We start from the raw sequence: 11,738 nt of genomic DNA, 5'->3' as shown, positions 1-11,738 counted from the left end.
AGCGACTCAAGCCTTTAAGCACTAACCCGAGGCGAAGCTTGAATAAATTGTTCTAAATCGAGCTCGTGGATGTACTGAAATAAGTACTGATATATCTGCTCAGCGGTTTCACAGGCCAAAATTTGCTCGCGCATTAAGACCAGATCGTCAATTCTTACTCGCCTAATCATGTACTTCACTTGCGAGATATTGGCACTACTCATACTTAACTCACTGTAACCCAGCACTAACAGCAATAAACAACCTAATGGATCTCCGGCTATTTCACCACAGATACTCACTGGAATGGTGCACGCTTGTGATTGCTGTTGTATATGGGATAGAGCCCGAACAACCGCTGGATTGAAGCTATCGAATAATCGCGCAACTTGTAGGTTATTACGGTCAACCGCCAATAAATACTGGGTTAAGTCATTACTGCCCACAGACCAAAAATCTACATGTTTTGCTAGCTCGGGTAACACATACAATAAAGATGGAACCTCTAACATCACACCTGTTTTAGGCTGTTGCATAGAACATTCAGGTAAGTCATCACTTACTTCTTTCCACGCACGTGCAAGTAGCTTCTTGGCTTCTATTACCTCATGAATACTCGAAATCATCGGCAACATCACCGACAAATTTTGAGTCTCTAATGCTGCTCGGTACATTGCCCGCGCTTGGATCAGGAAAATCTCAGGGTGGTCGAGGGTTAATCGGATCCCGCGCCAACCCAAAAACGGGTTTTCTTCAATGATAGGAAAATATGATAGTTCCTTATCACCGCCAACATCTAAAGTGCGCATACAAACATTGTTGGGTAAAAATGCACTTAGAATTTCACTGTAACGCTGGTACTGCTCTTGCTCAGAAGGAAAGCGGTCAAGCAACATAAATGGAATTTCAGTCCGATACAAACCAACACCATCGGCCCCTTGATTGACGGCCATGTCGGCGTCTGGACTCAAGCCCGAATTAACCAGCACCATAACTCTACAGCCATCGCGGGTTTGTGAAAGCTCGTCACGCTCGCTGTCAACTAAAGCCTGCAATTCACTTTGGTCATTTTGCAGTTGTAAATATTCACTGCGCAGCACCGAATCAGGCTGTACAAATACCTCGCCCGCGTGGGCATCAACTATTAATTCTAAACCATCCAGCGAGGCTAGATCGGTGTCCACTCCTAAGACGGCTGGGACGCCCATAGCCCGCGCTAAAATTGCTGCATGGGAAGACGATGAACCGCGCTGTGCGACAATTCCACGCAGACGTTCCCGTGGTATTTCTGCAAGCATCGGCGCGGAAATTTCGTGGGCGACTAAAATAATGTCCTGCTTGGGTAGGCTTAACCAGTTTTGCGCTAAATCTAAGTTTTGCAGCAAGCGTTGACCAAGCTCACGAATATCTTCCGCACGCTCTCGTATATAACTATCGTTTAGTGCTTCGAATTCATCGACCATTTGCGCAACTACCTTGCGTAAGGCGCTGGCAACAACAAATCCTTCTTGAATTTGCTGACGGATCTGCTTTAGGAACTGATCATCGGCGAGCATATGCAAATAACTTGAGAATATAGCATTAACATCCTGAGGGACTTGACCAGATAAACGCATTTTTAATGCTGTCAATTCGTCACGAGTCTTAGACAGAGCCGCTTCGAAACGCTTCATCTCTGCCCCAACAAAACTAGTTTTTTCTAGTTCAACATTTTCAAGTAGTAAATGAGGTTGGCTATACCAGGCACAACCAAACGCAAGTCCTTTGGAACCTGATGCTCCGTGGAGAACTGTTGTCTTGTTAGCGGTTGCGTTGGGTAACTTAGGATTTTTCTGATAATTTCGCAGTACTGAAGCCAAATGCGCTGCGAGGGTTACTAAAAATGATTCTTCTAAAGAATCGTAACTACGCTCTACTTTTTGTTGAACGACTAAAACACCGAGTACATCGCCCTGATGGATAATCGGGGTGCCAAGAAAAGCGGTGAAACTTTCTTCCGCGGTCTCAGGAAAATACTTAAAATGTGGGCTTTGGGCAACATCCGCGAGATTAATAGGTTCTTCACGAAGCGCGACTAAACCTACAACCCCCTCGCCGATGCTTAGGGCAACATGACCAATTGAACTTAAAGCCAGCCCCCTTGAAGCCTTGAGCTGAAGAACTTGATTGTCGTCTTTGAGATATACAGAGCAGCAGTCACAAGCCATCACTTCTCGAACTTGGCTTACTAAAACTTCTAGCGCCTCGGCAAGGCTATCTGCGTGCCCGACGTCTTCTACAATTGTTCGCAGTTCTTTGAGCATTCCATCTACCTAATCGGTCTATTTATTGGCCAGCTAAACATAGGAATCTCGAATTTTTTCCGAGTCCAAGACTACTTAGTGGCGCCTCCTTTTGGTTTGCGTGAACGGTTTCGTTTAGGCCGAAAGTTTTTCGCTACAGGCTTTTGCTGCATCATCGCGAAATTAGCGAACTCTTTCATTGCCCGTCGGTAAACATCACGTTTAAATGATACGACTTGACGCACAGGATACCAATAGCTTACCCAACGCCAGTCATCAAATTCTGGATGTCCACAGCGATCAAAACGTATATTCGACTCTTCACCTTCTAACGAAAGCAAAAACCATTTTTGTTTCTGGCCGATACAAACCGGCGCACTATCCCAACGGATCAAGCGTTTTGGCAACTTATAACGTAGCCAATGACGAGTACTAGCAAGAATTTTCACATCCTTGGGTAGTAACCCCACCTCTTCATGTAACTCTCGATACATGGCTTGTTCTGGCGTTTCACCATCATCAACCCCACCTTGTGGAAACTGCCACGAATGTTGACCACAACGTCGTGCCCACAAAACTTGGCCGCGTTGATTACAGATGATGATGCCTACGTTGGGACGATATCCGTCCCCATCAATCACTGAACTACCTTCAGCATAGTTATTAGTATAATAGCCTGATTCTTGCATAGTTTAGGGGGCGCGGCAAACTATGACCGCTGCTGATTGGGTAATTTGCGCCGCAAGCCGCAGTTCCTAGTAAAAGATCAATAAAGGTAGATCTTTCACAAATTGCGATCTTTTACAGATCATCTGCGGATAATCTTGTGGATAACTAGGTATAAGCGTTAGTGAAAATAAAGCGCTCATTTGGGTAGTCGAAAAGCACCTAAGCAAATCAAGATTACTTGATTAAATTCAGAGACTTAAAATACCAAATAAAGTTCTCTACTTGAGTGCCTGTATACTTAACCAGGTATATCTTGAAAAAGGGTGTGGATAAAGATCATTGTTCACTATCTGTTCGCATTTGTAGTTGTTCACCACGACCTGGCTAAAACACCAGCATATATTGGATAAACTCTTCTAAAAATGTGAGTTACTCCCAAAAGAATTACCTTTTATCCATTTTTCCATATTTATCCACCATTTCTGTGGATAAGTATGTAGTTAAACAGTAAATACAGCTCGCTAGCTTTAATGAAAGGATCAAATCTGAAAAACTTCCTCTCGCAGTAAGATTAAATAGCACATTAAAACAATAGCTTAAACATATGCTATGCTTAATTAACCTTACTTTTTAAGCGATTCAAAGCTCATTAGCAAATATGCCTAGTTTTCAGTCATTATCGCCAAACGTCGAACCGCCTCGTAGCGAAGCAGAACTGCTACAACGTGCTTTATCCTTAGCCGGACGAAGCTTTGCCGAAATAGCTCAGCAACATCAGACCGGCATCCCCCAGCATTTACGCAAACAAAAAGGCTGGGGAGGCATGTTGATGGAGTTGTGCTTAGGCGCGAGCGCCGGAAGTAAGCCGGAGCAAGATTTCCCGCATTTAGGTGTTGAGCTAAAAACAATTCCAATTAGTACCAAAGGACGCGCTTTGGAGAGTACCTATGTGGCTATTACGCCTTTACTCGAGCTAAAAGGAATCGATTGGCAGCACTCCAACGTGCGGCTTAAATTAGCAAAGGTCCTTTGGGTGCCTATCATTGCAGAACGCGGGATCCCCGTTGCAGAGCGTGTCATAAGTACGCCATTCTTATGGAGTCCGAGCCCTGCTCAAGAAGCAATGCTTCAAAAAGATTGGGAAGATCACATGGAGTTGATCAGTCTAGGAAAAATAGACACGATTACAGCTCATCAGGGTGAAATTCTACAAATTCGTCCTAAAGCGGCTAACAGTAAAGTGCGAACCCAAGCCACTGGGCCAAACGGTCAGATCATTGCTACTTTACCGCGGGGCTTTTATTTACGAAGTCGATTTACGTCAGGCTTATTGGCGGATCATTTTGGCTTAAATTAAAGGAATCGGCATCGATTTCAATTGCCCACAATTACCCCAAAAGTATAAGGCATTGACCTTGATGCTTTTGTGGTTAAAAATAACTCAGTCAACAATGCTCAAATTATCCATTTTTCTCTAACCATGCTGAGGTTATCTATGCCAATAAAAAAACAACATTTAAAATCTAAACCCGAAGTTAAAGTCACATTTGAAGTCTCTAAAGAAGCTTGCCAAGGTGCAGTTCAGGTTTTCTTGCTGGCTGAATTCAACGACTGGGCCGAGCTTGAAATGAAAGCCTTGAAAAGTGGCAGTTTTAAGCTGGTAGTCAATATTGCTAAAGATCAGCAGCTGAGCTACCAATACAAATTCAAGTTTTGCATGCCAGACGGTAGCATTCGCTTTGACAATGATTGGCAGGCTGAGGCATATGTTGCCAATGAATTTGGAGAAGAGAACTCTTTATTGAACCTAGAATAACCGTAAGCGATGTATTTATTTTAAATAAAAAAAACCCGCGATTAACGCGGGTTTTTCATTAAAGAAATGAGGCTTACTTAGTAGCCAATTTTTCTTTAATACGTGCTTTACGGCCTGAAAGCTCGCGCAAGTAGTACAACTTAGCACGGCGTACGTCACCACGACGCTTCACAGTAATGCTGTCAACTAACGGACTGTGAGTTTGGAACGCACGCTCAACGCCTTCACCGCTTGAAATTTTACGCACGGTAAATGCAGAGTGTAGACCACGGTTACGCTTTGCAATTACAACACCTTCAAAGGCTTGTAAACGCTCACGGTTACCTTCTTTAACTTTAACCTGTACGACGACAGTGTCACCTGGAGCAAAAGCTGGCAGGTCTTGTTTCATTTGCTCATCTTCGAGCTGTTTGATGATATTACTCATTTTTAAATCCTAGACTTAACTGAAATATTATTTACTATCCGAAAGCTTGTGCTCACGGACAAACTCGTCAAGCAATGTTGCTTGCTCATCAGTCAGAGCTAGAGCCTCTAATAAATCGGGTCTTCTCAAATAGGTGCGCCCTAAAGCTTGTTGCGCCCGCCATTTCTTAATCAAGGCGTGATTGCCGCTAAGCAATACGCTTGGAACCTGTTGTCCGTTGAGAACTTCAGGCCGGGTGTAGTGTGGGCAATCAAGTAATCCATCGCTAAAAGAATCTTCTATCGCTGAATTCTTGTCCCCTAATACACCAGGAACCAAACGCGAAATCGCGTCTATCATTGTCATTGCTGGCAGCTCACCGCCGCTAAGTACATAATCACCAACCGACCATTCTTCATCAACTTGCGCTTGTATCAAACGCTCATCAATTCCTTCGTACCTTCCGGCAATCAGAATAAGCTTGGTCTGCTGAGATAACTCAACAACTCCCTGTTGATCCAGAGCTCGGCCTTGAGGTGACATATAAATCACTTTAACGCCGGGTCCTGCCGCCTGTCTTGCCGCTTGAATAGCATCCTCTAGAGGTTGCACCATCATTAGCATTCCAGGACCTCCACCATAAGGGCGGTCATCAACAGTTTGGTGACGATCACTGGTGAAATCACGCGGATTCCAACACTGAACTTCTAACAGCCCGCGTTTTACAGCGCGACCTGTTACACCATATTTGGTAATCGCTTCAAACATTTCTGGAAATAAGCTTATTACGCCTATCCATGCTGATGCTTGCGTCTTACCTGTCATCACGTTGGTCCCTAAAAACTTGGGTCCCAATCGACCGTGATTACACGAGAATCTTTATCGACCGTATCAATCGTTTGAGATTCTAGAAACGGGATTAACCGTTCTTTTTTGCCAAAGCCATCTTTCAAATTCGCCTTTACGACAATCACATCATTGGAGCCAGTTTCCATTAGATCGGTCACTTCTCCCATGCGATAGCCTTCGCGATTTACAACTTGCATGCCAATTAAGTCACGCCAGTAGTACTCATCCGACTCTAAGTCTGGTAGGTCATCGGATTTAACCGAAATGTCCTGGCCAGTCAGCGTTTGAGACAACTCTCGTAAATCATAACCTTCTATCTTGACGATATAAGACTTGCTATGACGTCGCCACTCAGTCAATTTCAACTCTCGTTGCTTGTCTGCGGGGCCTACCAACCAAGGTTGGTAACTAAAAATATCTTCGGGCTCTTCGGTAAAGGAGTTCACTTTTAGCCAGCCTTTAATGCCGTAAACAGCACCCAGACGACCAATGATGACCGTTTCTTCGCTCATCGACTCCTCCGCTGAACTAAGCTGCTGCTTTTTGATCTTTGATCAACTTAGCTACACGGTCAGAAACCGTTGCACCTAGTTCAACCCAATGGTTGACGCGATCCATTTCCAAGCGAATACGCTCTTCTTGGCCAGCTGATAATGGGTTAAAGAAACCTAGTTTCTCAATAAATTTTCCGTCACGTGCGTTACGGCTATCAGTTACTACAACTGAATAGAATGGGCGTTTTTTCGCACCGCCACGTTGCAAACGAATGGTAACCATATCGTCCTCATTATAATTTGAAATTTAGTCTCACTAGGAGACACCGTTAGTTGAAGCCGCGAAATTTTACTCTTTTCTGCTGCAATTGCAACCAAAAGCCCAGCAAAATAGTATTATTCTGCTGGGCTAAAGAATATACCTTTATTTCAAAGGCTATTTGTCTTTCTGCGCCGTTGTAGAACGCTATAGATGTTGAACTCTCGTTAGCGTGTTACCGGCTTAGTATCAACTTGCCGACTATCATTAGCTTGTTGAAGCAATGCTTTACTCTCTTGCATAAACTGCAAAGAGTATTCACCGAACCAGGTTTTGATTTCATCAAAGGTCTTTATAAACGCTTCTTTATCGCGACTTTCAAGTATTTGAATCAACTCGCCAAAGCGTTGGTAATAGCGCTTAACTAAGTCAATATTGTCGTCAGATGCCATAATAATATCAGCGTAAAGCTCTGGCGATTGTGCAAATAAACGTCCGACCATCGCTAGTTCTAAGCGATAAATGGGTGAACTCAGTTCTAGTAGCAAGTCTAGATCAGCGTTTTCGCGCAAAAGGTGTGCGCCATATGCATACGAAGCAAAGTGTCGAAGTGCTTGAATTAGCCCCATTGCTTGATCGTGTTGACCAGCATCGATAGGTGTAACCCGTGCCCCCCAGATTCCCATTTGCTCGATCAGCCATTGATAGCTCTCAGGCTTTCGTCCTTGAGCAAATACAATAGCTTGTTTTGCAAAACTGGCGACATCGGGACCAAACATTGGATGCAAACCAACGACCGGTCCACTGTGTGCGGCAAGCATTGCCTCAATAGGCTTAGCTTTAATACTGGTAATGTCAGCCAAGATACAGTCATTTGCCAGTTTCGGCAGTTTGGCTATAACCGACTCGGTTAAATGTATAGGTACCGAAACCAAAACCAAACCAGCGCCACTGCAAATAGACTCGGCATCCGGCCAATCTTGAGTACTGAGGACTCTAACGTCATAACCAGAGAGTTTGAACATTTGCACAAACAACGAACCTAACTGACCTTTACCACCAACCACAACGATAGGACCAATGCTTGGATTAACGGTTTTAAAGCCTTTATCCTTTTCATTGGCGTAAGACTCTCGCATAACGCGTCGCAGCACGTCTTCGATCATATCAGGAGACAAACCACGCGCGCTGGCTTCTTCCCGACGCTTACTGAGCATCATGGCTTCACGATCGGGCGCATAAATCGGTAAACCATGTTTGGTTTTTACTTCGCCAACTTGATGAACCAGTTCCAAACGCTGTTCGAGCAACACCAATAATTGCTGATCAATTGCATCGATCTGGTCGCGCAGCGGCTTAAGAGCATCGGACATTGATTTTTACTCTGTCACTAAACGTGCAGCCAGTTTATCACTAAGCTGTTGATGAATGCTGCTAATAAGCTGGGTTGTGGTATTCCAGCCAATACAAGCATCGGTCACGGAAACGCCATACTTAAGTTGATCGCGCGCCAGTTCACTGCTCTGAGCACCTGAATGCAAGTTACTCTCAAGCATAATACCGATAATAGAACGGTTACCATCGTTGATCTGGTGAACCACGTTTTGAGCCACCAAGGGCTGCAACTCATGATTTTTGTGAGAATTGGAATGACTACAATCCACAACTAAACATGGATCAAGATTAACGCGTTCCATTGCCTGTTCAGCTAAGGCTACATTTACCGAGTCGTAGTTGGGTTGCTTGCCACCACGTAAGATTACGTGGCCATCGGGGTTACCTTGGGTTTGTAATACAGCCACCTGACCTTGGGTATTAATCCCCATAAAGCGGTGTGGAGAAGCAGCGCTTTGCATTGCATTAATTGCCGTGCCCAAATTACCGTCAGTGCCGTTTTTAAATCCAACCGGCATTGAAAGGCCACTGGCCATTTCGCGGTGAGTTTGAGACTCCGTGGTACGGGCGCCAATTGCAGCCCAAGAAAACAGCTCACTCAAAAACTGTGGGCTAATCGGATCCAAGGCCTCCGTTGCGACAGGCAATCCTAACTCAGCGATCCAAGTCAGTAGCTCACGCGCATTATGCAATCCAGTTTCTAGATCAAAGGAATTGTCCATGTGTGGATCGTTAATAAAGCCTTTCCAACCAACCGTAGTTCGAGGCTTCTCAAAATAAACTCGCATGACGATAAACAATGAATCCCGATACTCATCGTGTAACTTTTTAAGACGCACCGCATATTCTTTCGCTTGCTCTAAATCGTGAATTGAGCAAGGACCGGTAATCACCAATAAACGCGGGTCTTTTTTATGGCAAATATTAGCAATCGTTTGGCGAGACTCTCGCACAAATGATAAGGCAGCTTCACTGGCTGGCAGTTTTTCGCGAAGTTGCTCTGGGCTAATTAAAACTTGTTGGGATTGAATATGTATATCGTTGCTTTGTTTGTCTGGCATGCTGAGTATTTCCACTATACGAATGAGTATTCATTGCTATTTTTATATCGGGGAAATCACATTACCAGTGCCTAGAATATTTGCAAGACCAAGTTCCCATCAACTGCTTACTTTGCCTCAAATCAACAATAACTAGCTTTAAAATACAGCTTATTTATGAAGTTATTGCTTAGCAAAAGCCAGTTATGCTACTCATCTCGATAATTGGTCTACCTTTTTTGTGATTGTTGAGCATTTTGCTCAAATAATGCGCGAAGTCAAATTGACAATGCAACGAGTGTGTACAATCCACGCTCGAATACAACCACAGGAGTGTTGTCGTAGTTTCGATGCACTAACACATGGTCTTTGTTAGCTCGTCTTTTTAATAAGTAATCAAATGTTAGATATGATCCAATGGCTTTACCCTTTCTCATGGCTTTTCGCACTATGTTCTTTTAGCCCGCAAATATTGCGTCTCGTGCGCACCAAATCCTCAGCTCAAGATTTATCCTTGCCAAGCTGGTTAATGTTTTTGGCCAATGCCTGCCTTGGATGGAGCTATGCGTTTTTCGTGGTAGAAGATGGGATGTTAATCGTGTCGGCGTCGCTAGTCGCAGTGGCCAATGTATGTTTAGTTTCTGTCCTTATCTACAAGCGAATGAAGTATCGTAGCCTTGCAAATCCGATGGCAATGCCAGCCTAAGGTAAGTCAATTGGAAGCAGCAAGCCCAAAAGGCTTGCTGTTAACATCTATTAAAGCGCCTTAACCCACAAAACGCCGACTTCAGCTCTCACCACCACAACTTCGGTACCGGCGCTGATCGCAGACTCACTTTTAAGTGCCCACTTAACTCCCGAATACGAATATTCACTTTTCCCACGTTTATCGATGTCATGTTCACAAAAAAACTGATGCCCATCGAAATCACTAGTCACCGGGCTGGTGTCGGTTTGATTTTGTAGCTTACGTAAAGGCTTCCAGAGCACCAATGCTAGAACGGATGTACATAGCGCATTTGCTAGTAAAATACTGTTCCAGCTATCAGGCAGAATATCGACCCATATCAGGCTGCCAGTAATCATTAATGACAAGCCCAAAAACAACAGGATAAATGTTGCAAAACCAATCACAGCGACTTCAATAATAATTAAGAATATGCCAGCTGCGACGAGGATCTGTGGGATGTAATCCGCCCAAAAAGATGCCATGTTAACCTCTGTTTAAGGTATTCAAAATGGTCGTTGCTTGCGCAACCAAAGAACCAGCTTCAGTGCCACTGTCTGGTAGTAAAACCACACTAGACTCTTTAGCTATTGCATGCTTGGCTGCAATGGCTTTAGACGCCAAGTCCAATTGAATCGCTTTTTGACCTTCTTCAGTTGCAGCCGATGCACCAATGGTAGCAATAGCTTCAGCTTGTGCATTAGCAACCGCGACTAAGGCTTCAGCTTCACCCTCTGCGGCCAAAACTTGTTCGGTTTTTTCAGCTTCAGCAGCTAAAACGCGAGATTGTTTTTGACCTTCGGCAATATTAATCGCAGCAGACTTCTCGCCTTCCGACTCAAGGATTTTCGCACGACGCTCACGCTCAGCTCGCATCTGTGATTCCATCGCATCCATAATTGAGGCTGGCGGGGTAATATCTTTTATTTCATAGCGCATAACCGCGACTCCCCAAGAAGCCGAAGCATCATTAATCGAATTAACGATTTGTGCATTCAGGGTGTCACGCTCTTCAAATGTTTTATCGAGCTCTATTTTACCAATTTCTGAACGCATCGTGGTTTGAGCTAACTGAGTTACCGCAAAAACATAGTCTTCAACACCGTAAGTTGCTTTATGCGGATCTAACACTCGAAAATATAGAACACCATCAACTGTTAATGAAATATTGTCTTTGGTAATTGCAGCTTGACTAGGAATATCGAATGCCTGCTCTTTTAAACTGCGACGTGCTGATACTTGGTCGATTACAGGGATTAGAAAATTAAGCCCTGCTATTTTAGTTGACTGGTATTTGCCAAAACGTTCAACAACCCAGGCAGAATTTTGCGGTACAAACTTAATTGAAGATTTAAGCACGAATAGAGCAAGTATAAGCAGTGCAACTTGCACGGTCAGTAGATAGTCAAAAATGACGGGCATTGAGTGGTCCTTAGTTGGATTCAAAATCAAGCCAGCAGACTAGCAAGCATTGATTAACTATTTATATAGCTTTAGAAATTGGCTTAACCACGAACGGCTAAGTTTATGAATTATATGCTGCTAGTCATCCCGTAGCCACAGTTCATTTAACTGTTTTTTAGACAGAAACTCAACCACTTCGCCTCCCCATCCAAAACACATGAAAAGAAAGTTAGTGGTAATCATAAATCTGACGGATGCTTTGTAGCTACCTTCCCGTGTTAACTGACGTTTGAACGAAAAATCGATACAGGTTGTTTAGATTTTGCCTCGACACTAACTCCAACACGGTTTGGAAAGCTAATAAGCTTCCATTAGCGAACCCAAAAACAACTACCAACAACTTTGGAATAGCAGTTGG

The 11,738-nt window shown here is 43.9% G+C and carries 13 protein-coding genes; 3 read left to right on the top strand and 10 right to left on the bottom strand.

All coding sequences use genetic code 11. From position 1 onward, the window contains the following. Positions 1 to 14 precede the first annotated feature (14 nt). Positions 15 to 2,282 carry a phosphoenolpyruvate--protein phosphotransferase gene (gene ptsP, locus DBZ36_RS02935; RefSeq protein WP_120353441.1) on the bottom strand — a complete coding sequence of 756 codons (2,268 nt, stop codon included), beginning with the start codon at positions 2,280 to 2,282 and terminating at the stop codon, positions 15 to 17. A 71-nt stretch (positions 2,283 to 2,353) separates the two neighbouring features. Then, positions 2,354 to 2,902, bottom strand: coding sequence for an RNA pyrophosphohydrolase (gene rppH, locus DBZ36_RS02930; RefSeq protein ID WP_120353469.1), 549 nt, complete (start codon positions 2,900 to 2,902; stop codon positions 2,354 to 2,356). Positions 2,903 to 3,588: 686 nt separating this feature from the next. Between rppH and mutH the strand changes: the two genes are divergently transcribed. Both mutH and DBZ36_RS02920 read left to right on the top strand, forming a co-directional pair. Beyond that, complete coding sequence (mutH, locus tag DBZ36_RS02925; RefSeq protein ID WP_120353440.1) at positions 3,589 to 4,287, top strand: DNA mismatch repair endonuclease MutH; 699 nt, start codon at positions 3,589 to 3,591, stop codon at positions 4,285 to 4,287. 138 nt (positions 4,288 to 4,425) lie between these two features. Continuing rightward, positions 4,426 to 4,746, top strand: a complete 321-nt coding sequence (locus tag DBZ36_RS02920) for an isoamylase early set domain-containing protein (RefSeq protein WP_120353439.1) — start codon at positions 4,426 to 4,428, stop codon at positions 4,744 to 4,746. A 73-nt stretch (positions 4,747 to 4,819) separates the two neighbouring features. On the opposite strand, the gene rplS is transcribed toward DBZ36_RS02920, so the two are convergent. The 6 genes from rplS to DBZ36_RS02890 form a co-directional block, all read right to left on the bottom strand. Further along, entirely contained in the window at positions 4,820 to 5,173 is a 354-nt protein-coding gene (gene rplS / locus DBZ36_RS02915; RefSeq protein ID WP_120353438.1) for a 50S ribosomal protein L19, read from the bottom strand. Positions 5,174 to 5,200: 27 nt separating this feature from the next. Further along, positions 5,201 to 5,977, bottom strand: a complete 777-nt coding sequence (gene trmD / locus DBZ36_RS02910) for a tRNA (guanosine(37)-N1)-methyltransferase TrmD (RefSeq protein WP_120353437.1) — start codon at positions 5,975 to 5,977, stop codon at positions 5,201 to 5,203. Positions 5,978 to 5,988: 11 nt separating this feature from the next. Next, a complete protein-coding gene (gene rimM, locus DBZ36_RS02905; protein WP_120353436.1) occupies positions 5,989 to 6,513 on the bottom strand; it encodes a ribosome maturation factor RimM in 525 nt (174 codons plus the stop codon). A gap of 16 nt (positions 6,514 to 6,529) precedes the next feature. Then, complete coding sequence (gene rpsP / locus DBZ36_RS02900) at positions 6,530 to 6,778, bottom strand: 30S ribosomal protein S16 (protein WP_120353435.1); 249 nt, start codon at positions 6,776 to 6,778, stop codon at positions 6,530 to 6,532. A 203-nt stretch (positions 6,779 to 6,981) separates the two neighbouring features. Further along, entirely contained in the window at positions 6,982 to 8,127 is a 1,146-nt protein-coding gene (gene tyrA / locus DBZ36_RS02895) for a bifunctional chorismate mutase/prephenate dehydrogenase (RefSeq protein ID WP_120353434.1), read from the bottom strand. A 6-nt stretch (positions 8,128 to 8,133) separates the two neighbouring features. Then, a complete protein-coding gene (locus DBZ36_RS02890) occupies positions 8,134 to 9,210 on the bottom strand; it encodes a 3-deoxy-7-phosphoheptulonate synthase (protein ID WP_120353433.1) in 1,077 nt (358 codons plus the stop codon). 379 nt (positions 9,211 to 9,589) lie between these two features. On the opposite strand from DBZ36_RS02890, the gene DBZ36_RS02885 reads away from it, so the two are divergent. Next, positions 9,590 to 9,895, top strand: a complete 306-nt coding sequence (locus DBZ36_RS02885) for a hypothetical protein (RefSeq protein WP_120353432.1) — start codon at positions 9,590 to 9,592, stop codon at positions 9,893 to 9,895. 50 nt (positions 9,896 to 9,945) lie between these two features. On the opposite strand, the gene DBZ36_RS02880 is transcribed toward DBZ36_RS02885, so the two are convergent. Both DBZ36_RS02880 and DBZ36_RS02875 read right to left on the bottom strand, forming a co-directional pair. After that, on the bottom strand, positions 9,946 to 10,401 hold the full coding sequence (locus DBZ36_RS02880) for an NfeD family protein (RefSeq protein ID WP_120353431.1): 456 nt from the start codon (positions 10,399 to 10,401) through the stop codon (positions 9,946 to 9,948). 1 nt (position 10,402) lies between these two features. Further along, positions 10,403 to 11,338 (bottom strand): SPFH domain-containing protein, encoded by a 936-nt coding sequence (locus tag DBZ36_RS02875; protein WP_120353430.1) that lies wholly within the window; start codon positions 11,336 to 11,338, stop codon positions 10,403 to 10,405. Between the last annotated feature and the right edge of the window lie 400 nt (positions 11,339 to 11,738).

This window comes from Alginatibacterium sediminis (assembly GCF_003610775.1).
GTDB classification, from domain to species: Bacteria; Pseudomonadota; Gammaproteobacteria; order Enterobacterales; family Celerinatantimonadaceae; genus Alginatibacterium; species Alginatibacterium sediminis.
This window is presented reverse-complemented; position numbering and strand designations above follow the sequence as displayed.

Excerpts from the sequence above, each read along its gene's own strand:
- tyrA (WP_120353434.1), bottom strand. The coding sequence starts at position 8,127 with ATGTCCGATGCTCTTAAGCCGCTGCGCGACCAGATCGATGCAATTGAT.
- DBZ36_RS02920 (WP_120353439.1), top strand. The coding sequence starts at position 4,426 with ATGCCAATAAAAAAACAACATTTAAAATCTAAACCCGAAGTTAAAGTC.
- rimM (WP_120353436.1), bottom strand. The coding sequence starts at position 6,513 with ATGAGCGAAGAAACGGTCATCATTGGTCGTCTGGGTGCTGTTTACGGC.
- DBZ36_RS02890 (WP_120353433.1), bottom strand. The coding sequence starts at position 9,210 with ATGCCAGACAAACAAAGCAACGATATACATATTCAATCCCAACAAGTT.
- DBZ36_RS02885 (WP_120353432.1), top strand. The coding sequence starts at position 9,590 with ATGTTAGATATGATCCAATGGCTTTACCCTTTCTCATGGCTTTTCGCA.
- DBZ36_RS02875 (WP_120353430.1), bottom strand. The coding sequence starts at position 11,338 with ATGCCCGTCATTTTTGACTATCTACTGACCGTGCAAGTTGCACTGCTT.
- rpsP (WP_120353435.1), bottom strand. The coding sequence starts at position 6,778 with ATGGTTACCATTCGTTTGCAACGTGGCGGTGCGAAAAAACGCCCATTC.
- mutH (WP_120353440.1), top strand. The coding sequence starts at position 3,589 with ATGCCTAGTTTTCAGTCATTATCGCCAAACGTCGAACCGCCTCGTAGC.
- DBZ36_RS02880 (WP_120353431.1), bottom strand. The coding sequence starts at position 10,401 with ATGGCATCTTTTTGGGCGGATTACATCCCACAGATCCTCGTCGCAGCT.
- ptsP (WP_120353441.1), bottom strand. The coding sequence starts at position 2,282 with ATGCTCAAAGAACTGCGAACAATTGTAGAAGACGTCGGGCACGCAGAT.
- rplS (WP_120353438.1), bottom strand. The coding sequence starts at position 5,173 with ATGAGTAATATCATCAAACAGCTCGAAGATGAGCAAATGAAACAAGAC.
- trmD (WP_120353437.1), bottom strand. The coding sequence starts at position 5,977 with ATGACAGGTAAGACGCAAGCATCAGCATGGATAGGCGTAATAAGCTTA.